Source organism: Pseudomonas libanensis, assembly GCF_001439685.1.
Lineage (GTDB): Bacteria > Pseudomonadota > Gammaproteobacteria > Pseudomonadales > Pseudomonadaceae > Aquipseudomonas > Aquipseudomonas libanensis.
In genome coordinates this window covers 63470-89860 of sequence record NZ_JYLH01000005.1, presented here as the reverse complement: position 1 = coordinate 89860, position 26391 = coordinate 63470, and the positions used below count along the sequence as shown (strand labels likewise).

The window sequence follows — 26391 nt, the reverse complement described above, 5'->3', positions numbered from 1 at the left end:
CTGCCAGGACGGACGCATCCCAGGGTTTCCGGGGCTTTGGCAAGTCTTTGATTTATAAAGCTCAGGCCGGAAAAGACCGGCATTGGTCATGAAAATGTCATGCCTGAAACATTTGTATGAAATTTCGTTGGCGGCTGTAGGTTACTGACCAGCGGGCGTTGCGCCATGGAGCCCTCTGCCAGTGGTGGACCGGCAGAGACAGCAGACCCTGGAAGCTCGAACGCAAGTGCTTATGGCTCTTGCGTCTTGAGTTCCTGTTCTATCTTTTGGATTTCCTGGGCAAAGGCTTGGTCGAGCAGATTGGCTCGCTTGCGCCATGGCTTGCGTTCTGGCTCAGGTTGCGCGGCGTAGGTGGTGACTTCCCCGCCGTAGACGTCCTTGTAACGTTGCTCCTGGCGCTCAAGTTCCGCGCGCAGTTCATCTTTCGTCACAGTATTACCTAATTGAGTTAAGTTTATTGATTGCACAGTGTCATGCCTGAAAGTCGTCCTCGGATGGTTTCAGGTTGAACAGTCGAACTGTTTAACTTGGAACGCAGACCTGAGGGCAGTTCTTTTAAGCGGGTATTGTGACCGACGCTGCATACATCCCGCAGCGCCTGGCGAGCTCCAATTCCGATAGTGGTACCGGGCTGACCTCTGCACAGGTTGCATTATAGCGGCGCATTTGAATAACACTATCACTACGAAGTTAAAAAGCGTCAACGCTGTGTGAGAGTTTTATTACATGTGGGTGCCAGTATGTGTGAACGCCGTCATTCGGATTTCTAGGTTCATTCTAAATAGCAGGGTAAACGCCCACATTTTTCAGGTTTATCAGGCAAATCTGGAACGTTGACCACGGGGTTCGCGCCAGCGCTGGTCAAATTGCGATAATCGCATGATCGTCCGATAATCGCCCAATGTTGCCGGCGCTGTCTTGTGCATCGCGACCGGCACGGCTTGTAATGGCGGCCAACCTCCCCGTGGTGAAAACAAGAGAAAGGATCCCTGAAATGAACGATCAATTGCGCAACTCCTTTGCATCAGTGGCGCCGCCGATCGTGGCTTCACCGGCCAAGCGCATCCAGGCCTTCACCGGTGATCCGGATTTCATGACCTCCCTGGCCCGTGGCCTGGCCGTGGTGCAGGCGTTCCAGGAGCGCAAGCGGCACCTGACCATCGCCCAGATCAGCCATCGCACCGAAATCCCTCGGGCCGCCGTGCGTCGCTGCCTGCATACCTTGATCAAGCTTGGCTACGCGACCACGGATGGGCGCACTTACTCGTTACTGCCCAAGGTTCTGACCCTCGGTCATGCCTATCTGTCGTCCACACCGTTGGCCGTGTCGGCCCAACCCTATCTGGACCGCATGAGCGAGCAGCTGCATGAAGCCTGCAACATGGCCACTCTCGAAGGCGACGACATCCTCTATATCGCCCGCTCGGCCACTACCCAGCGGCTGATTTCCGTTGATTTGTCGGTGGGTGGGCGCTTGCCGGCGTATTGCACGTCCATGGGCCGCATCCTGTTGGCCGCCCTCGACGATGCTTCGTTGCAGGACTATCTCCAGCATGCCGACCTGCAAACCAAGACCAGCCGTACCTTGACCACGCCTGAGGCCCTGTTCGAATGCCTGCAACAGGTCCGTCAGCAAGGCTGGTGCATTGTCGATCAGGAACTGGAGCAAGGCCTGCGTTCTATTGCCGTACCGGTGTATGACGCATCTGGCCAGGTACTGGCCGCGCTCAATGTCAGCACCCATGCCGGACGAGTCAGCCGCAGTGAGTTGGAACAGCGCTTTTTGCCGAGCATGCTCAGCGCCAGCCGCGAGTTGAGTGCGCAGTTGTTTGCCTAAGCTGTTCGGTGACCGCACAGATCCCGGTTGGCTCGATTGACGGTGTTTCCCCTGGCTTATTAATGTGCGGCAGCGCTCTGAGGAGCTGCCCAATAATAATGATGACCTGAGGTCGTCAGCCCGCCATCGGTGTGGAATAAAAATAATGAATCAGCCTTCTGTCGGTACCACCCTGGACGTGCAGTCCTTCATCAATACTCAGCCACTGTCACGCTATCAGTGGCGCGTGGTCATTCTATGTTTCCTGATTGTCTTTCTTGACGGCCTCGATACGGCGGCCATGGGCTTTATCGCACCGGCACTGTCCCAGGACTGGGGCATCGACCGCGCCAGCCTCGGCCCGGTGATGAGCGCCGCGTTGATCGGCATGGTGTTCGGCGCATTGGGTTCCGGCCCGCTGGCCGACCGCTTTGGTCGTAAAGTCGTGTTGGTAGGCGCGGTGGTGGTGTTTGGAGCTTTCAGCTTGGCATCTGCCTACAGCAGTAATGTCGATCAGTTGCTGGTGCTGCGCTTTCTCACCGGGCTGGGTCTGGGCGCCGGCATGCCGAATGCCACTACCTTGCTCTCCGAATACACCCCCGAGCGCCATAAGTCGTTGCTGGTGACCAGCATGTTCTGCGGCTTCAACCTGGGCATGGCTGGCGGTGGGTTTATTTCGGCCAAGCTGATTCCGGCCTTCGGCTGGCACAGTCTGTTGCTGATCGGCGGCATCCTGCCATTGATCCTGGCGCTGGTGCTGTTGCTGTGGTTGCCGGAATCGGCGCGTTACCTGGTGGTACGCAATCGCGGCACCGACAAGGTGCGCAAAACCCTTGCGCCCATCGAGCCCGGTATCGTGGCCCAAGCCAGCGCTTTCAGCGTGCCGGAGCAAAAAACCGTCAAGGCCCGCAATGTGTTCGCGGTGATCTTCTCGGGCACCTACAGCGTCGGCACCTTGCTGTTGTGGCTCACTTACTTCATGGGCCTGGTGATTGTGTACCTGCTGACCAGTTGGCTGCCCACGTTGATGCGCGACAGCGGCGCCAGCATGGAACAGGCCGCGTTTATCGGCGCGTTGTTCCAGTTTGGCGGGGTGTTGAGTGCAGTGGGCGTGGGCTGGGCGATGGACCGGTTCAACCCGCACAAAGTGATCGGTACCTTCTATCTGTTGGCCGGAGTGTTTGCCTACGCGGTCGGGCAGAGCCTGGGCAATATCACGCTACTGGCGACCCTCGTGCTGATCGCCGGGATGTGCGTCAACGGTGCGCAATCGGCGATGCCGTCCCTGGCCGCACGGTTCTACCCAACCCAAGGGCGTGCCACTGGTGTGTCGTGGATGCTTGGCATTGGCCGCTTCGGCGCAATTTTGGGCGCATGGATGGGCGCCACCTTGCTGGGCCTGGGTTGGAGTTTCGAGCAGGTGCTTACGGCACTGGTGATTCCGGCGGCGTTGGCCACGACCGCGGTGTTGATCAAAGGCATGGTCAGCCATGCCGATGCGACCTGAAACCGATCACTATTCCTGTGGGAGCTGGCTTGCCTGCGATAGCGGTGCTGAATCCACTGGCATCATCGCAGGCAAGCCAGCTCCCACATTGACCGTGTTCTTGCAGATGTTAGTTAAGCAACAATCGGTTCGATAATCGAACACTGAGTCGATTATCGGATTGTTTGGCCTCTATCCCCGGCTTAACCTTCAAGCACTTCGGCGCCCCCCTCAGCGCCTTTTTCGATCAACACCGGGAGCCCAACCCCATGGCTGAAATCCTCACCCTGCGTGATGCGGTCAAGCGCTTCGTGAACGACGGCGATACCGTCGCGCTCGAAGGCTTTACCCACCTGATCCCCACGGCCGCAGGTCATGAAATCATTCGTCAGGGCAAGAAAGACCTGACACTGGTACGTATGACCCCTGACCTGATTTACGACCAGTTGATCGGTGCCGGCTGTGCGCGCAAGTTGATTTTTTCCTGGGGCGGCAACCCGGGTGTGGGCTCCCTGCATCGCCTGCGCGACGCGGTCGAGAAGCAATGGCCGCAGCCTTTGGAGATTGAAGAACACAGCCACGCCGACCTGGCCAATGCCTACGTCGCCGGGGCATCGGGTCTACCGTTCGCGGTGCTGCGTGCCTACGCCGGTTCTGACTTGCCCAAGGTCAATCCACTGATCAAGACCGTTACCTGCCCGTTCACTGGCGAAGTGCTGGCGGCGGTACCGTCGGTACGTCCGGACATCACCGTGATCCACGCACAGAAAGCCGACCGCAAGGGCAACGTGCTGCTCTGGGGCATTCTCGGTGTGCAGAAGGAAGCGGCCCTTGCGGCCAAGCGCTGCATCGTCACCGTCGAGGAAATCGTCGATGACCTGAATGCGCCGATGAACAGCTGCGTGTTGCCGACCTGGGCGCTGACGGCGGTGTGCCACGTACCCGGAGGTGCACATCCGTCCTACGCCCACGGCTACAACGAGCGCGATAACCGTTTCTACCAGGCGTGGGATCCGATTGCCCGCGACCGTGAAACCTTTAGCGCCTGGATCGACGAATACATCCACGGCACCGCCGATTTCAATGAATTCCAGGCCAAGCTGGCTACCGCGCAGGAGGCCAAGTAATGGCTTACTCCACCAATGAAATGATGACTGTCGCCGCTGCACGCCGCCTACAGAACGGCTCGGTGTGCTTCGTCGGTATTGGTCTGCCGTCCAAGGCCGCCAACCTGGCGCGCCTGACTTCGTCGCCCGACGTGGTGCTGATCTACGAGTCCGGCCCGATTGGGGCCAAGCCCAGCGTGCTGCCGCTGTCCATCGGCGATGGCGAGTTGGCGGAGACCGCCGACACCGTGGTGCCCACCGGTGAGATCTTTCGCTATTGGCTGCAGGGCGGGCGCATTGACGTCGGCTTTCTCGGCGCGGCCCAGGTCGACCGTTTCGGCAATATCAACACCACCGTGGTCGGTGACTATCACCAGCCCAAGGTGCGTTTGCCCGGTGCCGGTGGCGCGCCGGAGATCGCCGGTTCGGCCAAGAGCGTGCTGATCATCCTTAAGCAATCGTCCCGTTCGTTTGTCGACAAGCTGGACTTCGTCACCTCTGTCGGTCACGGCGAAGGCGGCGACTCACGCAAGCGTCTTGGCCTGCCCGGCGCAGGACCCGTAGGCATCATTACCGACCTGTGCATCATGGAACCGGAGGAGGGCAGCCATGAATTCGTGGTCACCGCGTTGCACCCCGGCGTGACCCGTGAACAGGTAGTGGCCGCCACCGGCTGGGCGATTCGCTTTGCCGAACAGGTCAGCGTCACTGCTGAGCCCACCGAGACAGAACTGACCGCCCTGCGTGATCTCGAAGCACGCACCGCCGCGGCCCACGGCCAAGCGCCGGGAGAAGCCTGATGCGCGACGTATTTATCTGCGATGCCATTCGCACGCCTATCGGCCGTTTTGGTGGCGGCTTGTCGACTGTACGCACCGATGACCTGGCGGCGCTGCCGATCAAGGCGCTGATCGAGCGCAACCCCTCGGTGGACTGGAACGCAGTGGACGAGGTGTTCCTCGGCTGCGCCAACCAAGCCGGCGAAGACAACCGCAATGTGGCGCGCATGGCACTGTTGCTGGCGGGGCTGCCGGACAGCGTTCCAGGCGTGACCCTCAATCGTCTGTGCGCCTCGGGCATGGATGCCATCGGCACGGCTTTCCGCGCCATCGCCAGCGGCGAAATGGAGCTGGCGATTGCCGGTGGCGTCGAGTCGATGTCCCGTGCTCCGTTCGTGATGGGCAAGGCTGATGCGGCGTTTTCGCGCAACATGAAGCTGGAGGACACCACCATCGGTTGGCGCTTTATCAACCCGCTGATGAAGGCCCAGTACGGCGTGGATGCCATGCCACAGACCGCCGACAATGTCGCCGACGACTACCAGGTTTCCCGCGCCGACCAGGACGCTTTCGCCCTGCGCAGCCAGCAGCGCACTGCCGCCGCGCAAGCTGCCGGCTTCTTCGCCGAGGAAATCGTGCCGGTGCGGGTCGCCCATAAAAAAGGTGAAACGGTGGTGGAGCACGATGAGCATCCACGGGACACGCACCTGGAAGCCCTGGCCAAGCTCAAGCCGGTCAACGGCCCGGACAAGACCGTCACTGCCGGCAATGCTTCGGGCGTGAACGACGGCGCTGCGGCATTGATCCTCGCGTCTGCCGAAGCAGTAAAGAAACACGGCCTCACCGCCCGCGCCCGCGTGCTGGGCATGGCCAGTGCCGGTGTCGCCCCGCGTGTGATGGGCATCGGCCCGGTGCCGGCGGTGCGCAAGCTGGTGGAGCGCCTGGGGTTGGCGGTCACTGACTTTGACGTGATCGAACTCAACGAAGCCTTCGCCAGCCAAGGTCTGGCGGTGTTGCGCGAGCTGGGGCTTGCCGACGATGCCCCCCAGGTCAACCCGAACGGTGGCGCCATTGCCCTCGGCCACCCCCTGGGCATGAGCGGTGCGCGGCTGGTCCTGACGGCCCTGCACCAGTTGGAAAAAACCGGTGGCCGCAAAGGCTTGGCGACCATGTGCGTGGGTGTCGGCCAAGGGCTGGCCCTGGCGATTGAACGCGTCCAATAAGAGAGGATTGCTCCATGAGTGACAAGCCCGGTTACCGGCGCCCGCGCGCGGGCACCCAACCTGATTACCTGCACCCGGCCTACCAGTCGACGAACCTGCGTTCGCCGTCCCAGCCATTGGTGTTCCTGCCCCATTCCTTGTCGGAAATCACTGGCCCGACCATCGGCGCCGAGCGTATCAATGACAAGGACAACGACCTGACGGCCCAGCATGAAGGCGAGCCCCAAGGCGAGCGCATCATCATTCATGGCCGGGTACTCGATGAGAACGGCCTGCCGGTGCCGGGCATCCTTGTGGAGATCTGGCAGGCCAACGCCGCCGGTCGCTACAACCACAAGCGCGACCTGCACGACGCACCGCTGGACCCGAACTTTACCGGCACCGGGCGTACTGTCACCGACGCCGATGGCTGGTACCAGTTCCAGACCATCAAGCCCGGTGCCTACCCCTGGGGCAACCACCACAACGCCTGGCGCCCGGCGCATATTCACTTTTCGCTGTTCGGCCCCAGTGTGCTGACGCGGTTGGTGACGCAAATGTATTTCCCGGGCGATCCGTTGCTGGAATACGACCCGATCTACAACTGCGTGCCGGATACCAGTGCCAAGGAGCGCCTGATCGCGCGATTCGACCTGGAAAAAACCATTCCTTCCTATGCCCTCGGCTACCGCTGGGACATCGTCCTGCGCGGCCGCGACGCCACGCCGATGGAGAAATGAGATGACACTCAACGCGACCACGTCCCACACCGTCGGGCCGTATTACCACATCGGTCTGACCTGGCTGAACCGTGAAGACCTGACTGTCACCGCCACCCTTGGCGAGCGCGTGGCAATCAGCGGGCAAGTGGTGGACGGTAACGGTGATGTCGTCAACGACGCCATGCTGGAAGTCTGGCAGGCCAATGCCGCCGGCAAATATGCCCACCCCGAAGACGAGCAGGACAAAGCGCTAGACCCGAACTTCGAAGGCTTTGGCCGCGTGCCGGTGGATGCCGAAGGGCGTTTCCGCTTTACCACCATCAAGCCGGGCAGCGTGCCGGGGCTCAAGGGCACCACCCAGGCGCCGCACTTGGTGGTGCTGGTGTTTGCCCGTGGGTTGGTGAAGCACTTGTTGACGCGGATTTATTTTGACGGTGAGGCGTTGAATGGCGATGACCCGTTGCTGGCGTGTGTGCCGGCAGAACGTCATGGCACATTGATTGCCAAGACGGATGCGGCAGGGGTTTATCAGTGGAATGTGATTTTGCAGGGCGCAGATAAGGAAACGGTGTTCTTCGACTATTGAGTGGGCTCTAGGGCCCCATCGCAGGCAAGCCAGCTCCCACCTTTGAATGTGTTCACAACACAAAATGTGGGAGCCGGGCTTGCCCGCGATGAGGCCCTCTCAGGCTCCACCTATCCAAAAGTCTGCTTGCGGAACAGGGTTGTTGCAAAGTATGTCTAGGCTATAACCGTTCCCACTGAGTGAAAAAACATGACAACAAAAACCAGCCACTACACCGGAGAAGAACGCAGCAAACGGATTTTTGCGATTGTCGGTGCCTCATCCGGCAACCTTGTCGAATGGTTCGACTTTTACGTCTACGCCTTCTGCGCTATCTATTTCGCCCCGGCGTTTTTCCCCTCGGACGACCCCACGGTGCAACTGCTCAACACCGCCGGCGTGTTTGCCGCCGGGTTCCTGATGCGGCCCATCGGTGGCTGGCTGTTTGGCCGGGTGGCCGACAAGCACGGGCGCAAGAACTCGATGATGATCTCGGTGCTGATGATGTGCGGCGGCTCCCTGGTCATCGCCTTCCTGCCCACTTACAACGACATCGGTGCCTGGGCCCCTGCGTTGCTGTTGGTGGCGCGGCTGTTCCAGGGTTTGTCGGTGGGAGGCGAATACGGCACCACGGCGACCTACATGAGTGAAGTCGCGCTCAAGGGCCAGCGCGGTTTCTTTGCCTCGTTCCAATACGTGACCCTGATCGGCGGCCAGTTGCTGGCGGTATTGGTGGTGGTGATCCTGCAACAGATCCTCACCGAAGAAGAACTGCGTGCCTGGGGCTGGCGCATCCCGTTCGTGATCGGTGCCATTGCTGCGGTGATCTCCCTGCTGCTGCGGCGCACCCTGAAAGAAACCACCAGCAAGGAAATGCGCGAAGACAAGGACGCCGGCAGTATCGTCGCGCTGTTTCGCGACCACGGCAAAGCCTTCATTACGGTGCTGGGCTACACCGCCGGTGGCTCGCTGATTTTCTATACCTTCACCACCTACATGCAGAAGTACCTGGTGAACACTGTCGGCATGCACGCCAAGACGTCCAGCTACATCATGACCGGCGCGCTGTTTCTGTACATGTGCATGCAGCCGCTGTTCGGCATGCTGGCCGACAAGATCGGCCGCCGCAATTCCATGCTCTGGTTTGCCGGCCTTGGCACCCTGTTCACCGTGCCGATCCTGCTGACCTTGAAAACCGTGACCAGCCCGTTCCTGGCCTTTGTGCTGATTACCCTGGCGTTGGCGATTGTCAGCTTCTACACCTCCATCAGCGGCCTGGTCAAAGCCGAGATGTTCCCGCCCCAGGTACGTGCCTTGGGTGTGGGCCTGGCCTATGCCGTGGCGAACGCGGTGTTTGGCGGTTCGGCAGAAGTGGTCGCGCTGAGCCTCAAATCCATCGGCATGGAAAACACCTTTTATTGGTACGTCACCGCGATGATGGCGGTGGCCTTCCTGTTCAGCTTGCGCTTGCCGAAACAGGCGGCGTACCTGCATCACGATCTGTAAGGGATGAGTTATGACGCTGCGCACGAGCAATCAACTGTTCGACGCTTACTTCACCGCCGGCAGCATGGCCGAAGTGTTCTGTGACCAGGGGCGCCTGCAGGGCATGCTGGATTTCGAAGCCGCACTGGCCCGGGCGCAGGCCCGGGTCGGGTTGATTCCCCAGGCCGCTGTCGCACCGATTGCCCAGGCGTGCCTGGCGTCGCTGTATGACGTGGATGCCCTTGGCCGCGCGATTGTCACGGCGGGCAACTCAGCGATTCCATTGGTGAAGGCGTTGGGCAAGTTGATCGCCAGTGAGGACGCCGACGCCGAGCGTTATGTACACCTGGGCGCAACCAGTCAGGATGTGATGGACACCGGCCTGGTGCTGCAACTGCGCCGTGGGGTGGAATTGATCGAGGCCGACCTGGCTCGCTTGGGGGAGCTGTTGGCCGCCCAGGCTCAGCATTACGCCACCGTGCCGTTGGCCGGGCGCACCTGGTTGCAACACGCGACGCCGGTCACCCTGGGGATGAAAATCGCCGGTTGGCTGGGCGCGGTGACGCGCAGTCGCCAGCGCCTGGCCGAATTGAAACCTCGCTTGTTGGTGCTGCAATTTGGCGGCGCGTCGGGCACTTTGGCGGCCCTCGGCGAATACGCCATGCCTGTGGCTGAGGCCTTGGCGGCCGAGTTGCAACTGGGCTTGCCGGAGCAACCCTGGCACACCCAGCGTGATCGCCTGGTGGAGTTTGCCAGCCTGCTCGGCCTGATCGCCGGCAGCCTCGGCAAGTTGGGCCGCGATATCAGCCTGTTGATGCAGACCGAAGCGGCGGAGGTGTTCGAGCCTTCGGCGCCGGGCAAGGGTGGCTCGTCCACCATGCCGCACAAGCGCAATCCGGTGGGCGCTGCGGTGCTGATCAGCGCGGCCACCCGCGTACCAGGCCTGGTGGCAACGATGTTCAGCGCTATGCCTCAAGAGCACGAACGCAGCCTGGGGTTGTGGCATGCCGAATGGGAAACCTTGCCGGAGATTTGCCGCTTGGTGTCCGGTGCCTTGCACCAGGCAATTCTGGTCAGTGAAGGGCTGGAGGTGAATGCCGAACGCATGGCACAGAACCTCGATCTGACCCAGGGCCTGGTGCTGGCCGAAGCGGTGAGTACCGTGCTCGCCCAACGCGTGGGCCGCGACACTGCGCACCGTCTGCTGGAGCAGTGCTGCAAACGTGCGGTCGCCGAGCAGCGCCACTTGCGCGCGGTACTGGCGGATGAGCCGCACGTCACTGCCGAGCTGTCAGCGGCTGAACTGGACCGCCTGCTCGACCCGGCCCACTACCTGGGCCAGGCGTCTACCTGGGTCACGCGCGCGGTGACCGAACATTTCGCTTTGACTGCCTGAGGAGACCGCTGTGGCTTTTGTACAACTCGCCGAGGGCGAACTGCATTACCAACTCGAGGGGCCCGCCGACGCACCGGTATTGGTGCTGTCCAATTCCCTGGGTACCGACCTGCATATGTGGGATATCCAGATCCCGGCCTTCACCGAGCATTTTCGTGTGCTGCGATTCGACACTCGTGGCCACGGCCAATCCCTGGTGACCGACGGGCCCTACAGCATCGAGCAACTGGGCGCCGACGTGATCGCACTGCTGGATGCGCTGGATATCCAGAAGGCGCATTTTTGCGGGCTGTCCATGGGCGGCTTGATTGGACAATGGCTGGGCATTCACGCCGGCGAGCGCCTGCAACGCCTGGTGGTGTGTAATACCGCGGCCAAGATCGGCACGCCCGAGGTGTGGAACCCGCGTATCGAAATGGTCCTGCGTGATGGCGCAGCCGCGATGGTGGCGCTGCGCGATGCGTCGATTGCGCGCTGGTTCACCGCGGATTTCGCCGCCGCCAACCCGCACCAGGCCAAGCAGATCACCGACATGCTCGCGGCCACGTCGCCCGAGGGTTATGCCGCCAACTGCGGCGCCGTGCGCGATGCGGATTTTCGTGAGCAACTGGCGTCGATCAAGGTGCCGACCCTGGTGATTGCCGGCACCGAAGACGCGGTGACGCCGCCAGCCGGCGGCCACTTTATCCAGAACCATGTGCAGGGTGCCGAGTATGCCGAGTTCTATGCGGCGCACCTGTCCAACGTTCAGGCCGGTGCTGCGTTCAGCGACCGGGTGATCGAATTTTTGCTGGCCCGCTGAGGAGCTATTTGTGGACGAGAAACAACGTTACGCCGAGGGCCTGCAGGTGCGCCGCGAAGTACTGGGCGATGCCCATGTCGACCGTAGCCTCAATGCCCTCACCGAGTTCAACAGCGAGTTCCAGGAAATGATCACCCGCCACGCCTGGGGTGACATCTGGACCCGCCCCGGCCTGCCTCGGCATACCCGCAGCCTGATCACCATCGCGATGCTGATCGGCATGAACCGCAGTGAAGAACTGAAACTGCATTTGCGTGCGGCCGCCAGTAATGGCGTGACCCGTGCCGAGATCAAGGAAGTGCTGATGCAAAGTGCGATCTATTGCGGGATCCCGGCGGCGAATGCGATGTTTCACCTGGCGGAGTCAGTGTGGGATGAGTTGGGTGTGGAGTCTCGCCAACAAGACTGAATGTGAAAGGCGATCAAATGTGGGAGCTGGCTTGCCTGCGATTGCAGCGACGAGGTCTGACTGGGGACCGTGTTGTCTGCATCGCAGGCAAGCCAGCTCCCACAGGGGATCGTCACAGGTTTAAGGTATCAGTGGGAATCAGCATCCCACACCCAATTCCACACCCCCGGCAGGTGCACCAGCTCGTTCTCACCCTTGACCGTGCGGGCCAGGGCGGCTCGTTGCAGCATGGCAGTGTCGGTGTAGAACGGCTCGACAGCGGTCTTCAAACCGTTGATTCGGGCGCTGTCCATCAGGATCTGCAAGTATTCCTGCATATGCCGGGCGGTGTAGCGGTTGATGTCATGGAAGGTCACCACCACGGGGATGACGCCATCCACCGTCGGTAGCTCACCCAAGGCAATACGTTCGCGCACCACCGACAATTGTCGATACAGGTTGGCCCGACGGCGCGGGCTGGCGTTAAAGCCCCAGATCTTGCCGTCATTGGCACTCAAGTCCGTCAGCAGTACCTGCATGCCGTGGCGTTGGTAGGCGGCGAAGGTGCGCTTGTCGTAGTTCCAGAAGGGCGGGCGTACCAGCACGGGGGGCTTGCCCGTAATGGCAGCAATGTCCGTGGCCCCTTCGGCAAGGGTGTGTTCAAGCGTGGCATCGTTCAGCCAGCGGTGATTGGTGTGGAACGCGGTGGCGGTGTGGAAGGCCAGGATATGACCGGCGGCGAATTCACGCTCCATGGTCTTGCGGCCCCGGGAACTGCCGCCGGAGCGAGCGGCTTCGGTCTGCAGGAAGAACACCGCCTTGATCCCCGGTAACACCGGGTTATTGGCCAGGTCGGCCACTACCGAACGGCTCGGGTTGTTGTAGCCCGAGGCGCTTGGGCCATCGTCGAAGGTCAGCAGGAAGCGGATAGGAGCCTGGGCTTGCAAGCGTTGCTGGGTTGCCGGTGTCAGGGCAATGGGCGCGCTGATGCAGCCGCTCAGGCTCAGGGCCAGGGCAAACAATACGCTCGCTGCGGCAAAGGATTTCATCAGGTACGCAGGCTCGATCAAGGCCGCTGCTGGGGGGATCAGCAGCGGCAGGCGCGCACCATACAGTAAGTACGGCGCCGGTTCACAGCAGACTTATCGGATAGCTGACGATCAACCGGTTTTCATTAAACTCATTGTTGCTGTAGTCCCGGCGCATGCTCGAATTGCGCCAGCGCACATTGAAATTCTTCAGTGCGCCGCTCTGCACCGTATAGCCGACCTCACTCTCGCGGCCCCATTCCTTGCCGTCGGTGATGGTGCCGGTGTGTACGTTGCTGCCGCTGATATAACGGTTCATCAGCGTCAGGCCGGGTATGCCGAGAGCGGCGAAGTTGTAGTCGTGGCGCACCTGCCAGGACTTTTCCTCGGCGTTGTCGTAACTCGAGTTATAGCTGTCATTGGCGAGGGTGCCGCCACTGGTGCCGTTGACGCGCATCCAGGCACTGTCGCCGGTGAGTTTTTGCAGGCCGACATAAAAGGTGTTGCCGCCATACCTGGCCGAGAACAGACCTGACCAGGTTTTGTTGTCCAGGCTGCCTGCGCGGGCGCTGCCGTCGTCCTTGCCGTAGAAGAACCCCAGGTTGGCGCCGAGGGTCCAGTTGCCGACGGGCTGACTGTGAAGCAGGTTGAAGAACTGCTGGCTATAGATGTCCTTGAGCTGGGCGTTCCACACTCCAACCTGGGTGCGCTTGTCGTTGAACGCATATTCGCCGCCCTGGAAGTTGAAGCGGTCGGAGGTGAAGGCGGTTTTGCCGAACATCGACATGTCGCTCATGCTGCTGTCATCACGCGGGCTGTTGGCGCGGAACTGGCCGCCATACAGGGTCAGCCCGTCGATTTCCTTCGAGGTGATTTGCCCGCCACGCAGGGTTTGCGGCAGCGAGCGGCCATCGTCGGAACGCAGGATCGGCAGCACCGGCATCCATTCGCCGACCTTCAGCTCAGTCTTGGAAAACCGCGCCTTGAAGGCCACGCCCAGGCGTCCGAATTCGTCCGCCGGCCGGCCGTCATGGTCCAGCGGCAGCAACTGGGTGCCGCCCGTGCCACGTCCGCCATCGAGCTTGAGCGAGTACAAGCCGAGCACATCCACGCCGAAACCCACGGTGCCCTGGGTGAAGCCGGACTTGGCGTCGAGGATGAAACTCTGCGTCCACTCCTGCGCACCGCCCTGGGCCTTGGTCGGGTTGGTGTAATTGCGGTTGAAGAAGAAATTACGCAGGTTGAGGTTGGCGCTGGCGTCTTCGAGAAAGCCGTGTTCTTCGGCGATAGCGGGAAGGGCAAGGCTGGCGACAGCGGTCGCCAGCAACAGCTGGCGCGGTGGGAAAGTGCTCATGGCGTTGGACCTGTTGTTATTGGGCTTATGCAGGTGGCGGCCATGGTGCGCGGCGGCGAGGGGGCGATTCAATCGGGGCAGGGTGGGTAGTGGGCGATGATCGAACGCAAGTTGGCGAGGTAATAATCCAGGCATAAAAAAACCGCTTCCGGTGAGGGAAGCGGTTTTTCACACCTGCACTATCAGAACAACTTCAAGGGCGGTGCCTCTTCTTTCAACGGCTCGTTCTGCGCGGTCTGTTCGTTCCAGCCACCGCCGAGGGCCTTGTACAGGTTGACCTCGCTGTTCAGCTGCGCAAGGCGGTCGGTGATCAGCGATTGCTGGGCACTGAACAGCTGGCGCTGGGCGTCGAGGAAGGTCAGGTTGCTGTCGACACCAATGCGGTAGCGACGCTCGGCCAGGCGGTAGTAGTCCTGGTTAGCTTCGACGAAGCCACGTTGGGCGTCCAGTTGCTGCTTGTAGGTCGCACGTGCGGCAAGGCCGTCAGAGACTTCCTGGAAGCCGGTCTGGATGGCTTTCTCGTAGTTGGCCACGTTGATCTCTTTCTGGATCTTCGAGTAGTCCAGGCTTGCGCGCAGGCTACCGGCATTGAAGATCGGGATGTTGATCTGCGGGGCGAACGCCCAGGTGCCCGAACCGCCTTTGAACAGGCCGCCCAGGGTAGGGCTGGCGGTGCCGGCGCTGGCGGTCAGGCTGATGCTCGGGAAAAACGCAGCACGGGCCGCGCCGATATTGGCGTTGGCCGCCTTGAGGTTGTACTCGGCCTGCACAATGTCGGGACGACGTTGCAGCAGGTCTGATGGCAACCCGGCAGGCACTTCGCTGAGCAGGTTATCCGACAGTGGCTTGCTGGCGATATTCGCCGGCAGGCCGGTGCCCAGCAGCAGGGTCAGGTTGTTTTCGTCCTGGGCCACTTGGCGGGTATACCGGGCCAGTTGGACCCGGGCGTTTTCCACCGAGGTGCGTGCCTGGCTGAGGTCCAGCGCCGAGGCCACGCCGACTTCGTTGCTGCGCGAGGTGAGCTTGAAGCTCTGCTCGAAAGCACCGAGGGTGTCCTGGGTCAGCTTGAGCAGTTCCTTGTCGGCCTGCCAGGTCAGGTAGGCATTCGCCACGCTGGCCACCAGGCTGATCTGGGTGCTGCGCCGCGCCTCTTCAGTGGCGAAGTACTTCTGCAGCGCTTCTTCACTCAGGCTGCGGACGCGACCGAAGAGGTCCAGCTCGTAAGAGCTGATCCCGAGGCCGGCCGAGTATTGGCTGCTGATGCCTGCTTCGCCGGTCTGCGACAGCTTGGCCGGGGTGCGCTGGCGGCTGCCGCTGCCGGTGGCCGACACGGCCGGGAACAGGTCGGCACGCTGGATCTGGTACTGCGCCGCATAGGCATCGATGTTCAGGGCCGCGACACGCAGGTCACGGTTGTTCACCAACGCGGTCTGGATCAGCTGTTGCAGGGCAGGGTCATGGAAAAACTGCTTCCAGCCTTGCTCGGCAGCGGCCTGGCCCGGCGCCTGGGCCGACGAATACGCCGGCCCCTGCGGGAACTGCGCGGCCACCGGCGCATCGGGACGCTGATAGTCAGGTATCAGCGAGCAGCCACTGAGCACGAATGCCGTGACGGCTAGGGAAAGTAGCGACTTGCTCATTGGCCAGCCTCTTTAGGAGTTTCAGTAGTGTCTTTCTTTTTGCGTTCGCCAGCCGAGGACACGGTTGCATAGAACAGCGGCACCCAGAAGATCGCCAGCACGGTGGCGGTGATCATACCGCCGATTACGCCGGTACCGATTGCATGTTGGCTACCTGAGCCGGCGCCACTGGAAATCGCCAGCGGCAGTACGCCGAGCACGAACGCCATGGACGTCATGATGATCGGGCGCAGACGCATCCGCGAAGCTTCGATCGCCGCCTCGACGATGCCTTTGCCTTGCTCATGCAGTTCCTTGGCGAATTCCACGATCAGGATGGCGTTTTTCGCCGCCAAGCCCACCGTCACCAACAAGCCCACCTGGAAGAACACGTCGTTGGACAAGCCACGCATACTGGTAGCGATCAGCGCACCGATCACACCCAGTGGCACAACCAAGATCACCGCAATCGGGATCGACCAGCTTTCGTACAGTGCCGCCAGGCACAGGAATACAACCAGCAGCGACAGTGCGTACAGCGCAGGTGCCTGGGAGCCGGACAGGCGTTCTTCATACGACAGGCCTGTCCAGGAGTAGCCGATGCCGGCCGGCAGTTCCTTGGCAATGCGTTCGACTTCCGCCATCGCGTCACCGGTACTGTAGCCCGGCGCCGGGGTACCGAGGATTTCCATCGCCGCTACACCGTTGTATCGCGAGAGCTTCGGTGAACCATAGATCCACTTGCCCGACGAGATGGCCGACAGAGGCACCATTTTCCCGGACTCGCTGCGCACGTACCATTTGTCCAGGTCTTCCGGCGCCATACGGCTGGCAGCGTCACCTTGCACATACACCTTCTTCACACGACCACGGTCGATGAAGTCGTTGATGTAGCTGCCACCCAGGGCAATGGCCAGGGTCTGCTGGATATCGGCGAGGCTGATGCCCTGGGCGCTGGCTTTCTCGTCGTCGACGGTCAGCTCGTATTGCGGCTCATCGTTCACACCGTTGGGACGTACGCCTGCCAGTACCTTGCTCTGCGCCGCCGCACCAAGGAACTGGTTACGTGCAGCCATCAGCTTGTCGTGGCCGACGCCACCCTGGTCTTGCAGGAACACGTCGAAACCGGTGGCGTTACCCAATTCAAGAACCGAAGGTGGCACGATGGCGAATACCATTGCGTCCTTGAAGGCTCCGAAGAAATAACCCTGGGCCCGCTTGGCGACTTCGAATACCGATTGGGTCGAGTCACGCTCATCCCACGGCTTGAGCATCACAAACGCGAGGCCCGAGCTCTGGCCACGGCCGGCGAAGTTGAAGCCGTTTACGGTAAATACCGAGTTCACGGACTTGCCTTCGCCTGGTTCGCCTTCCTTGTCATGCAGCAGGAAGGCCCGCATGTCATCGATGACTTTTTGCGTACGTTCAGCCGAAGAGCCGACCGGTGTCTGCACCTGGGCAAAGATCACGCCCTGGTCTTCCTCAGGCAGGAACGCGCTCGGGATACGGGTGAACATCCAGATCATGCCGGCCAGGATCAGCACATACACCAGGAATGCCGGGATCTTGTGCTTGATCATGCCGCCCACGCCGCGCTCGTACTTGAGAACGCCGCTGTCGAAGGTGCGGTTGAACCAGCCGAAGAAGCCGCGCTTGGGTTGGCCGTGCTTTTCCGGATCGATCGGCTTGAGCATGGTGGCGCACAAGGCCGGGGTGAAGATCAGGGCAACCATGACCGACAACGCCATCGCCGAAACAATGGTGATGGAGAACTGTCGGTAGATCACCCCGGTGGAACCACCGAAGAACGCCATCGGCAGCAATACCGCCGACAGTACCAAAGCAATACCCACCAGGGCGCCCTGGATCTGGCCCATGGACTTGATCGTCGCTTCTTTGGGCGACAGGTGTTCCTCGGCCATTACCCGTTCGACGTTTTCCACTACCACGATGGCATCGTCCACCAGCAAGCCGATGGCCAGGATCATGCCGAACATGGTCAGGGTATTGATGGTGAAGCCGCACGCGGCCAGGATCCCGAAGGTGCCCAGCAATACCACCGGTACGGTCATGGTGGTGATGATGGTGGCGCGGAAGTTCTGCAGGAACAGGAACATCACCAGGAACACCAGCACGATCGCTTCAACCAGGGTGTGAACCACACCGGAGATCGATTCGGTCACCACCGGGGTGGTGTCATACGGCACCACCGCCTTCATGCCTGGCGGGAAGAACGGCTCCAGGGACTTCACTGTTTCGCGGATGGCCTTGCCGGTGTCCAGTGCGTTGGCACCCGCCGCCAGCTTGATGGCCATACCCGAGGCCGGCTTGCCGTTGAACTGTGCGCTGATGCTGTAGTTCTGGCCGCCCAGTTCGATACGCGCGACGTCACCCAGGCGAACCTGGGAGCCGTCGGTATTCACCTTCATCAGGATCTTGGCGAACTCTTCAGCGCTTTGCAGGCGCGTCTTGCCAATGATGGTGGCGTTCAGCTGGGTACCGGGCAGGGCAGGCAGGCCGCCCAGTTGGCCGGTGGCCACCTGCACGTTCTGCGCCTTGATGGCGTTGCTGACATCCACCGGGGTGAGCTGGTAGTTGTTCAGCTTGGCCGGGTCGAGCCAGATACGCATGGCGTACTGCGAACCGAAGACCTGAAAGTCACCTACACCCGAGGTACGGGAAATCGGGTCCTGGATGTTGGACACGATGTAGTTGGACAAGTCGTCCTTGGTCATGCTGCCGTCTTCCGACACCAGACCGATCACCATCAGGAAGTTCTTCACCGACTTGGTCACGCGGATACCCTGTTGCTGCACTTCTTGCGGCAGCAGCGGGGTGGCCAGGTTCAGCTTGTTCTGCACCTGGACCTGGGCGATATCCGGGTTGGTACCCTGGTTGAACGTCGCGGTGATGGTCATGCTGCCGTCGGAGTTACTGTCCGAGGCGACATAACGCAGGTTGTCGATACCGTTGAGCTGCTGCTCGATGACCTGTACCACGGTGTCCTGCACGGTTTGTGCGGACGCGCCTGGGTAGGTCACCTGGATATCAATGGCCGTTGGCGCAATGGCCGGGTATTGGTTGATGGGCAACTTCAGGATCGACAGTGCCCCGACCAGCATGATCACCAGGGCAATTACCCAGGCAAAAATGGGACGGTCGATAAAAAATTTCGACATGGATTACTCCCCTTGACCAGCAGCGGCAGCAGGCGCTGCAGCAGTACCGGCGGGTTTGGCGTTGTCGGCGTCCTTGACCTTGACTTCGATACCCGGCTTGATGAATTGCAGGCCCTCGGTGATCACGCGGTCACCGGCGTCCAGGCCTTTTTCCACCAGCCAGTAGGCACCGGCAGTGCGGTTGGCAACCAGTTCGCGTTGCTCGACCTTGTTGTCCTTGTTCACGATCAGCGCCGTCGGAATGCCCCTGAGGTCACGGGTCACGCCTTGTTGCGGAGCGAGAATGGCCTTGCTGTTCACACCCGCTTGCAGCTGGGCGTGCACGAACATGCCCGGCAGCAGCACATGGTCAGGGTTGGGGAACACGGCACGCAGGGTCACGGAACCGGTGGTCTGGTCGACCGACACTTCGGAGAACTCCAGCTTGCCGTCCTGGGCGTAGGGCGTGCCGTCTTCCAGGGTCAGCTTGACCTTGGCCGCGTTTTCGCCGGCTTTCTCCAGTTGGCCACTGGCAAGGTCGCGACGCAGTTTCAACATTTCAGCCGAGGACTGCGTAACGTCGACGTAGATCGGGTCCAGTTGCTGGATCACGGCCATGGCATCGGCCTGGCCATTGCTGACCAGTGCGCCTTCGGTCACCGAGGAACGACCAATGCGCCCGGAGATTGGCGCAAACACTTTGGTGTAGCGCACGTTGATCTGGGCGGTTTGAACGTTTGCTTCGGCGGTCATGCGGTTGGCGACGGCGGTGTCGTATTCCTGACGGCTGACGGCCTGTTCCTCGACCAACTGCTTGTAGCGGTCGCTGATGGACTTGGTCTGGGACAGGCTGGCTTGTGCGCTTTTGAGCGTGGCCTCATACACCGACGGGTCGATCTGGTAGAGCTGTTGCCCTTCCTTCACGTCGGCGCCTTCCTTGAACAGGCGCTTGAGAATGATGCCGTTGACCTGAGGCCGGACTTCCGCGATGCGATAGGCCGTGGTGCGGCCTGGCAACTCGGTGGTCAGGGTAAAGGCTTGCGGTTGAAGGGTGACCACGCCGACCTGAGGGGTTTGAGCGGGCGGTGCCGCTTCTTCCTTTTTACATCCGCTGAGCAGCGATGCCAGGGCGACGGCAGTGACCAGAGCGGTAACAGCTGGCTTAAGTTGCATGAAGATCCTCGGGTCAGGCGCGCAGAGTGCGCACAAGAAGTGTGGAAGGGTAAAAAACAGGCTGTGAGTGGATAAGTAGCTTGCTACGCAATATACTTACGTTCATGGTTGTTTGTAAACTCTTGACAGGCCGTGCGCAATGTTGACAAAGCAGCGCCCCAAGTCTCGATTCTAGTACGTTCGGCGCCCATGACGGCGGCGTCCCACAATTATTCAGATGATGGTCAAGTACCATCCACAGTGTCCCGATTGAGGTTTTACTGCCATGGTTCGTCGCACCAAAGAGGAAGCTCAGGAAACGCGCAGCCAGATTCTCCAAGCCGCCGAGCAAGCCTTCTATGAGCGTGGTGTGGCGCGCACCACCCTGGCGGACATCGCCGCGCTGGCCGGGGTCACGCGCGGTGCTATCTACTGGCATTTCAGCAATAAGTCCGATTTGCTCCAGGCATTGCTCGACACGCTGCATGAGCCCCTGGACGAACTGGCCCGGGCGAGTGAAAGCGAGGATGAAGTCGACCCGCTGGGCTGTATGCGCAAGTTGCTGATTCATCTCTATCATGAAGTGGCCCTGGACCCGAAAACCCGGCGCATCAACGAAATCCTGTTTCATAAGTGCGAGTTCACCGATGAAATGTGTGACATGCGCCGCCAACGCCAGACCCATACTCTCGAATGCAACCTGCGAATCGGCTTGACGTTGCGTAACGCAGTCCATCGCGGGCAGCTTCCGGAAACGCTCGATACCACCCGCGGAGCCATATGCATCCATGCGTTTATCCACGGTCTGATCGGTCAGTGGCTGTTGGTGCCTGACAGTTTTCAACTGCATCAAGACGCCGAGCGTTGGGCCGACATAGGGCTGGACATGCTGCGCCTGAGCCCCAGCCTGCGCAATTGAGACAAAATGCGTAATTGCGTCCAGTTGTGTCAATAGTAAAGACCAGAGACAGTCAATCGTCCCTTTGCCTGATTGGCGGGGTGACTTTATATACGGGCTGGCCTGCGGTTGATAGGTAGCGGCCTAAGTATTTTGTAGAGATTTTGTTGCGGTTCTGTGAAGCAATGTTTCCGCAGGCGCTACAAACAGGCAAATGTGGGAGGGGGCTTGCCCCCGATTGCGGTGTATCAGTCACTGATGTGTTGACTGAAGCACTGCTATCGGGGGCAAGCCCCCTCCCACATTGGTTTTGCGGATTAGGTTTAGATCGGCAGTGTCGGGTAATCGATATAACCCACCGGGCCTTTGCCATAGAAGGTTTCCGGGTGCGGCTCATTCAGTGCTGCATCCGCCTTCAAGCGCGCCGGCAGGTCTGGGTTGGCAATGAAGGGAATGCCGAAAGCCACGGCATCGGCTTTACCTTCGGCCAGCCAGGCGTTGGCGCTGTCCTTGGTGAAGCGTTCGTTGGCGATGTACACGCCGCCGAAGGCTTTTTTCAGTTGTGGGCCGAGGCTGTCCGCGCCTTCTTTTTCACGGGAGCAAATGAAGGCGATGCCACGCTTGCCCAGTTCGCTGGCGACGTAGGTGAAGGTTTCCGTCAGGTTGGCGTCGCCCATGTCGTGCGCATCGGCACGTGGTGCCAGGTGTACGCCCACCCGGCCGGCGCCCCAGACTTCGATGGCGGCGTCGGTGACTTCCAGCAGCAGGCGCGCACGGTTTTCCAGGGAGCCGCCGTAGCTGTCGGTGCGCTGGTTGGTGCTGCTTTGCAGGAATTGGTCGAGCAAATAGCCGTTGGCACCGTGGATCTCCACGCCGTCAAACCCTGCGGCCTTAGCGTTTTCGGCGCCGGTGCGGTAAGCGTCGACAATGTCCGCGATTTCAGCGGTTTCCAGGGCGCGCGGCGTAGGGTAGTCGGCCAGCGGGCGCACCAGGCTGACGTGACCTTTGGCCTGGATCGCGCTGGGGGCCACCGGGGTTTCGCCGTCCAGGTAGGACTCATGGGAAATGCGGCCCACATGCCACAGTTGCAAGAAGATCTTGCCGCCCGCGCCGTGCACGGCCTTGGTGATGTTGGCCCAGCCGCGCACCTGGTCGTTGGACCAGATACCCGGGGTGTCCGGGTAGCCCACGCCCATGGGCGTCACGGAGGTGGCTTCGCTGAGGATCAGCCCGGCGGAGGCACGCTGCACGTAGTACTCGGCCATCAGCGCGTTAGGCACGCGACCGGCGTCGGCGCGGCAGCGGGTCAGCGGCGCCATGATGATGCGGTTCGACAGTTCCAGGTCGCCCAGTGTGATTGGATCGAAAATAGTCGTCATGGGATAACACCCTTCTCTTTAAGTGAATTGATCAGTTGGTCGCAGGGGCCAGGTCGGCGTCGCCGCTCTGACGGAAAGTGATCAGGGTCACCAGCAGGGCCAGGATCGCCAGTGCTGCGGCGGCCAGCGGCACGCTGGTCAGGCCGAAACCGTGGGCAATCACGCTGCCACCGACCCAGGCGCCGAGGGCGTTGCCGATATTGAAGGCGCCGATGTTCAAGGTGGACACCAGGTTCGGTGCCGCCTTGCCGAAGGTCACTACGTTGATCTGCAGCGCCGGTACGGCGGCAAACGAGGCGGTGGCCCACAGGAACAGGTTGATTTCGGTCGGTATCACCGCGACGCTGGTCCAGGACAGGACAGTTGAGATCACCGCCATGCTGATGAACACGCCGATCAGGGTGGCCGCCAGGCGTTTGTCCGCCAGCTTGCCGCCGATGATGTTGCCCACGGTCAGGCCCAGGCCGATCAGCAGCAGGGTCCAGGTCACGCCCTTGGGTGACACGCCGGTGACATCGCCGAGCAGCGGTGCAACGTAGGTAAAGAGGGTGAACATCGAGGCGGCGAACAACGCTGTCATGCTCAGCGACAACCAGATGCCGGCGCCCTTGAGGGCTGCCAGTTCGGCACGCATGTCGAGTTTTTCTTCGTCACGCTTGGCCGGCAGGAAGCGGATCAGGCCGATCAACGCGATCACGCCAATCACGGTCACCGCCCAGAAGGTCGAGCGCCAGCCAGCTTGCTGGCCCAGGGCGGTACCCAGTGGTACGCCGAGCACGTTGGCCAGGGTCAGGCCGGTGAACATCAAGGCCACGGCCGAAGCGCGCTTGTTGGCTGGCACCAGGTTGGCCGCCACCACGGAACCAATCCCGAAGAAGGCACCGTGGCACAGCGCCGTGATGACGCGGGCAAACATCAGCACGTTGTAGTCACTGGCCAGGGCGCAGAGCAGGTTGCCGATAATGAAAATGCCCATCAACGCTACCAGCGCCGCCTTGCGTGGCAGCCTGGCGGTGGCCAGTGCCATGAAGGGGGCGCCGATGGCCACGCCCAGGGCGTAGCCGGTAACCAGCCAACCGGCGCCGGGAATCGACACGCCCAGGTCAGCCGCCACATCGGGCAGCAGCCCCATGATGACGAATTCGGTGGTGCCGATGGCGAAGGCGCTGAGGGCCAGTATGAGTAGCGAGAGGGGCATCTACGTTTCCTTTATTACAGCGGTGCGCTCATATCGGCGCTGAGTTCAGTGGTGAGCGCCGCGAGAAAGGCCTGGATCACTGCCTCGTTGCGTTTGAAAAAGTGCCATTGCCCGGCCTTCTGGCTGCTGATCAGCCTGGCGCGTTGCAAGGTGGCCAGGTGGGCCGACACGGTCGACTGGGACAGGCCGCAGCGCTGGTCGATCTGCCCGGCGCAGATGCCGTATTCGTGGTTGTGCAGTTGCTCGGGGAATTGCACCTTCGGGTCTTTCAGCCAGGTGAGGATGTCTCGTCGTACTGGGTGCGCCAGGGCTTTTATTATTTCGTCGAGGTCAATGGACATGGCAGGTGCTCGGTGTCGTAAAGCGTTATATCGCGATGAGGCGAACTTTAAATCGGTCTATCCCGATATACCAATATGAATTTGATCTGAGGTCAGGCTGAATCGGTATATCGGGTTATAACGATACGTTGAAGGCAGTGGTAGACTGCGCGCCATGAATTATCTCGCACATCTGCACCTGGGCGGCCAACTTCCTGCACAACTGCTGGGCAGCCTCTATGGCGACTTCGTCAAAGGCCGCCTGCAGGGCCAGTTCAGCCCGCAAATCGAAGCGGCGATCCAGTTGCATCGCTCCATCGACCGCTTTACCGATAGCCATCCGCTGGTGGGCGAGGCGTTGTCGCGCTTCAGTCTGACCCGCAGGCGCTATGCCGGGATCGTCCTCGATGTGTTTTTCGACCATTGTCTGGCGCGGGATTGGGCGCTGTATGCCGAGCAGCCTCTGGAGGTGTTCACCTCCCAGGTATATCGGGCACTGGCCGCCGAACCCGCACTACCGGGGCGGTTGGCGCAGATTGCGCCGTATATGGCGGCGGATGATTGGTTGGGCTCGTACCGCGAGTTTGCGGTGATGGAGCAGGTGCTGCGCGGGATTTCGCGGCGGCTGACACAGCCCGAGGAACTGGGGTATGCGATGCAGGAGTTGCGGGTTTTGTATGAGCCCCTGAGTGGGGACTTTCGACTGTTCTACCCAGAGTTGCAGAAATTTGCACAATCTCAACTGACTACATGAGATCTGAATGTGGGACCTGGCTTGCCGGCGATAGCGGCCTACCTGTTGAGAATGTTATGGCTGACCCACCGCCATCGCAGGCAAGCCAGCTCCCACATTTGGATTGAGTTCACATTGCTTCAGGCTGCGAATGCAGGCCGAGCAGCCACTTGCTCAGTTTCCGGCACCGGCCCAAACAACGCTTTCTGCACCGCCTGCTGCGCCTGGAACGCCAATGCCGCACGCTCCTGTCCGGCGCAGGCAATCGGTTTGAGCACATGAATCTCCACATCGCCCTGGTCATTGGAGAACAAGCGCATCAGGTGCGAGAGCAAATCATCATTGCCAATAAACGGTGCCAACGGGTCGACCTGGCCGTCGCGCAGATACCGGATCGCCACCGGTTGCAGCGACACATCCGCATCGATCGCACTGGCCAGCAAACGCCCGTGGAACGTACGCAGGCTGCGTCCATCAGTGGTAGTGCCTTCGGGGAACATCAGCAGCGGGTGCTGTTGCTCCAGATGGCGGGTCATCTGCTTGCGGATCAACTGGCTGTCGCCCGCGCCGCGGCGGATAAACAGGCTGCCGGCCTTGGCGGCCAACCAGCCTGCCACCGGCCAGGTGCGCACTTCGGCCTTGGACAGGAACGACATCGGCGTGACCATGCCCAGCAGCGGGATGTCCGTCCAGGACACATGATTGCTCACCCACAGCATCGGCGTTTGCGGCACTTCACCGTGCACCGTCACGCGAAAGGGCAGGGCGTTGCTCAGGCGCGCCATAAAGAACCGCGACCAACGCTGGCGCCGCACCATCGAGTTGGCGACACCCAAGCGCTCGAACAGGCCAAACACACTGGCCATGCTCAAACCCAGCGCCACCACCAGCAGCACCCGGGCGATGCGCCCGTATACACGCAGGCGGCTCATCACATGGCCGCCTTGAAGTGCCGCGCATAACGCGGGCACAACTCATCGCGCTTGAGCAGGATGAACACGTCGGCGACCTGGAAGTCTTCATCCCAGCACGGCTCGCCGCAGATCTTTGCACCCAGGCGCATATAGGCCTTGAGCAGCGGTGGCATTTCCGCGATGACGTTGGACGGCAGGTCCAGGGCCGGCAACGGTTTTTTCGGCTCGGCGCGCAAGTGTTCGTTGCACAGGTAACGCTCGCGCAGGCGCTGCATGATCGCGTGGGCCTGGATACCGCCATCGTGCATCGGGATGCTCGCGCAGCCCATCAGGTAGCTGTAGCCACCCTGATTGAGCACCTCGGCCAGCTCGCCCCACAACACCGCAATGGTGCCGCCGTTGCGGTAGGCCGGGTCGACGCAGGTGCGGCCGATTTCGAGGATCGGGCCCTGCAAGTGCAGCAGGCCATGCAGGCTGAATTCTTCTTCACTGTAGAACCGGCCCAAGGTGCTCGCGGCCTGGTGGTCGAGCAGGCGGGTGGTGGCGACGAGTCGACCGCTGTTCAAATCCCGCACGCCGATGTGGCTGCAGTGAACATCATAGTCATCCATGTCCAGGCCCAGTTCCGCGCCTTTCAGCTTGGCGTTGAACTCGCCGCTGAACACGTTGAACCGCAGGGCCTGGGCTTCCTGCAAAGCCTGTGCGCCCACCAGGCGTTCGGCTTGCAGACGGCGTTCATTGCCTTTGTCGCTGATGCGGGCGATCTGAGTCATAGCGAGTCTCCGAGTGCCGGCCAGGTTGTACGGCCAGTCGACTTTGTTGTCCAAAGTCAGGCTATGTAGCCTCGGTGTCATCTCCATGAAGTTACGGTGACGGTTGGATGACAGCCCC

Annotated in this window: 24 protein-coding genes; 13 read left to right on the top strand and 11 right to left on the bottom strand. The window is 61.1% G+C overall.

What is annotated here, in order from left to right:
- Window positions 1-230 precede the first annotated feature (230 nt).
- Entirely contained in the window at window positions 231-431 is a 201-nt protein-coding gene (locus tag TU73_RS09705) for a hypothetical protein (RefSeq protein ID WP_057012006.1), read from the bottom strand.
- A gap of 563 nt (window positions 432-994) precedes the next feature.
- On the opposite strand from TU73_RS09705, the gene pcaR reads away from it, so the two are divergent.
- From pcaR to pcaC, 11 genes are all read left to right on the top strand, one after another.
- Window positions 995-1837: a pca regulon transcriptional regulator PcaR gene (gene pcaR / locus TU73_RS09700; RefSeq protein WP_043049992.1), complete on the top strand. Its 843-nt coding sequence runs from the start codon at window positions 995-997 to the stop codon at window positions 1835-1837.
- 145 nt (window positions 1838-1982) lie between these two features.
- Window positions 1983-3323, top strand: coding sequence for a 4-hydroxybenzoate transporter PcaK (pcaK, locus tag TU73_RS09695; RefSeq protein WP_057012005.1), 1341 nt, complete (start codon window positions 1983-1985; stop codon window positions 3321-3323).
- 248 nt (window positions 3324-3571) lie between these two features.
- The gene (locus TU73_RS09690) at window positions 3572-4429 is read left to right on the top strand and encodes a CoA transferase subunit A (protein WP_057012004.1); all 858 of its coding nucleotides are present in this window, start codon (window positions 3572-3574) and stop codon (window positions 4427-4429) included.
- On the top strand, window positions 4429-5208 hold the full coding sequence (locus TU73_RS09685; protein ID WP_057012003.1) for a CoA-transferase subunit beta: 780 nt from the start codon (window positions 4429-4431) through the stop codon (window positions 5206-5208). Before TU73_RS09690 ends, TU73_RS09685 begins: the two co-directional genes overlap by 1 nt.
- Window positions 5205-6410 (top strand): 3-oxoadipyl-CoA thiolase, encoded by a 1206-nt coding sequence (gene pcaF / locus TU73_RS09680; protein ID WP_173668905.1) that lies wholly within the window; start codon window positions 5205-5207, stop codon window positions 6408-6410. The genes TU73_RS09685 and pcaF overlap by 4 nt, the downstream gene beginning before the upstream one ends.
- Window positions 6411-6424: 14 nt before the next feature.
- A complete protein-coding gene (pcaH, locus tag TU73_RS09675) occupies window positions 6425-7129 on the top strand; it encodes a protocatechuate 3,4-dioxygenase subunit beta (RefSeq protein WP_057012001.1) in 705 nt (234 codons plus the stop codon).
- Window position 7130: 1 nt separating this feature from the next.
- Window positions 7131-7697: a protocatechuate 3,4-dioxygenase subunit alpha gene (gene pcaG / locus TU73_RS09670; protein ID WP_057012000.1), complete on the top strand. Its 567-nt coding sequence runs from the start codon at window positions 7131-7133 to the stop codon at window positions 7695-7697.
- 189 nt (window positions 7698-7886) lie between these two features.
- Window positions 7887-9182: an MFS family transporter gene (locus tag TU73_RS09665; protein ID WP_032893116.1), complete on the top strand. Its 1296-nt coding sequence runs from the start codon at window positions 7887-7889 to the stop codon at window positions 9180-9182.
- 10 nt (window positions 9183-9192) lie between these two features.
- On the top strand, window positions 9193-10557 hold the full coding sequence (locus TU73_RS09660; RefSeq protein ID WP_057011999.1) for a 3-carboxy-cis,cis-muconate cycloisomerase: 1365 nt from the start codon (window positions 9193-9195) through the stop codon (window positions 10555-10557).
- 10 nt (window positions 10558-10567) lie between these two features.
- Entirely contained in the window at window positions 10568-11359 is a 792-nt protein-coding gene (gene pcaD / locus TU73_RS09655; protein ID WP_057011998.1) for a 3-oxoadipate enol-lactonase, read from the top strand.
- Between the two features lie 10 nt (window positions 11360-11369).
- Window positions 11370-11768 carry a 4-carboxymuconolactone decarboxylase gene (pcaC, locus tag TU73_RS09650; protein ID WP_057011997.1) on the top strand — a complete coding sequence of 133 codons (399 nt, stop codon included), beginning with the start codon at window positions 11370-11372 and terminating at the stop codon, window positions 11766-11768.
- 128 nt (window positions 11769-11896) lie between these two features.
- Here pcaC and TU73_RS09645 read toward each other — a convergent pair whose 3' ends face one another.
- The 5 genes from TU73_RS09645 to TU73_RS09625 all read right to left on the bottom strand — a co-directional run bounded on the left by TU73_RS09645 (window position 11897) and on the right by TU73_RS09625 (window position 20079).
- Window positions 11897-12796, bottom strand: coding sequence for a polysaccharide deacetylase family protein (locus tag TU73_RS09645; protein ID WP_057012195.1), 900 nt, complete (start codon window positions 12794-12796; stop codon window positions 11897-11899).
- 82 nt (window positions 12797-12878) lie between these two features.
- Window positions 12879-14129, bottom strand: coding sequence for an OprD family porin (locus TU73_RS09640; RefSeq protein WP_057011996.1), 1251 nt, complete (start codon window positions 14127-14129; stop codon window positions 12879-12881).
- Between the two features lie 182 nt (window positions 14130-14311).
- Window positions 14312-15769 (bottom strand): AdeC/AdeK/OprM family multidrug efflux complex outer membrane factor, encoded by a 1458-nt coding sequence (gene adeC / locus TU73_RS09635; protein ID WP_057011995.1) that lies wholly within the window; start codon window positions 15767-15769, stop codon window positions 14312-14314.
- A complete protein-coding gene (locus tag TU73_RS09630; protein WP_043050008.1) occupies window positions 15766-18927 on the bottom strand; it encodes an efflux RND transporter permease subunit in 3162 nt (1053 codons plus the stop codon). Before TU73_RS09630 ends, adeC begins: the two co-directional genes overlap by 4 nt.
- A 3-nt stretch (window positions 18928-18930) precedes the next feature.
- Window positions 18931-20079: an efflux RND transporter periplasmic adaptor subunit gene (locus TU73_RS09625; protein ID WP_057011994.1), complete on the bottom strand. Its 1149-nt coding sequence runs from the start codon at window positions 20077-20079 to the stop codon at window positions 18931-18933.
- A 265-nt stretch (window positions 20080-20344) separates the two neighbouring features.
- Between TU73_RS09625 and TU73_RS09620 the strand changes: the two genes are divergently transcribed.
- Entirely contained in the window at window positions 20345-20977 is a 633-nt protein-coding gene (locus TU73_RS09620; protein WP_043050010.1) for a TetR family transcriptional regulator, read from the top strand.
- A gap of 302 nt (window positions 20978-21279) precedes the next feature.
- On the opposite strand, the gene TU73_RS09615 is transcribed toward TU73_RS09620, so the two are convergent.
- Genes TU73_RS09615 through TU73_RS09605 form a run of 3 tightly spaced genes read right to left on the bottom strand, consistent with a single transcriptional unit; the run spans window position 21280 to window position 23874 of the window.
- Complete coding sequence (locus TU73_RS09615) at window positions 21280-22335, bottom strand: alkene reductase (RefSeq protein WP_057011993.1); 1056 nt, start codon at window positions 22333-22335, stop codon at window positions 21280-21282.
- A 31-nt stretch (window positions 22336-22366) separates the two neighbouring features.
- Window positions 22367-23533 (bottom strand): MFS transporter, encoded by a 1167-nt coding sequence (locus TU73_RS09610; protein ID WP_057011992.1) that lies wholly within the window; start codon window positions 23531-23533, stop codon window positions 22367-22369.
- A 14-nt stretch (window positions 23534-23547) separates the two neighbouring features.
- The gene (locus TU73_RS09605; protein ID WP_057011991.1) at window positions 23548-23874 is read right to left on the bottom strand and encodes an ArsR/SmtB family transcription factor; all 327 of its coding nucleotides are present in this window, start codon (window positions 23872-23874) and stop codon (window positions 23548-23550) included.
- Window positions 23875-24028: 154 nt separating this feature from the next.
- On the opposite strand from TU73_RS09605, the gene TU73_RS09600 reads away from it, so the two are divergent.
- Window positions 24029-24607: an acyl carrier protein phosphodiesterase gene (locus TU73_RS09600; protein WP_057011990.1), complete on the top strand. Its 579-nt coding sequence runs from the start codon at window positions 24029-24031 to the stop codon at window positions 24605-24607.
- Between the two features lie 119 nt (window positions 24608-24726).
- On the opposite strand, the gene TU73_RS09595 is transcribed toward TU73_RS09600, so the two are convergent.
- Together TU73_RS09595 and olsB are read right to left on the bottom strand one after the other, a co-directional pair.
- Entirely contained in the window at window positions 24727-25518 is a 792-nt protein-coding gene (locus TU73_RS09595) for a lysophospholipid acyltransferase family protein (protein ID WP_057011989.1), read from the bottom strand.
- A complete protein-coding gene (olsB, locus tag TU73_RS09590; RefSeq protein WP_003189352.1) occupies window positions 25518-26273 on the bottom strand; it encodes an L-ornithine N(alpha)-acyltransferase in 756 nt (251 codons plus the stop codon). The genes TU73_RS09595 and olsB overlap by 1 nt, the downstream gene beginning before the upstream one ends.
- Between the last annotated feature and the right edge of the window lie 118 nt (window positions 26274-26391).